Genomic DNA, 239 nt, shown 5'->3' with positions numbered 1-239 from the left:
GCTATTTTTCGGGCGTCCACGCGGCGGCGTCGGCGCGGTAGCCGACCCCGCGCACGGTCATGACGATCGTAGGATTGTCCGGGTTCTGCTCCACCTTGGCGCGCAGCCGCTGGACGTGCACGTTCACCAGGCGCGTGGCCGCCTTGTGGTGGTAGCCCCAGACCTGCTCCAGCAGCATCTCCCGGGTGAAGATCTGTTGAGGCTTGGACGCGAGCGCCAGCAGGAGGTCGAACTCCCCC

1 protein-coding gene is annotated in these 239 nt (G+C 67.4%); it reads right to left on the bottom strand.

Going from position 1 to position 239, the window contains the following annotated elements:
* Position 1: 1 nt before the first annotated feature.
* The coding region (locus tag ACPYOG_RS20605; protein ID WP_481295924.1) for a winged helix-turn-helix domain-containing protein at positions 2–239 on the bottom strand (238 nt) is incomplete at its 5' end.

Source organism: Leifsonia sp. HAY1-4F (assembly GCF_056755275.1).
This window is presented reverse-complemented; position numbering and strand designations above follow the sequence as displayed.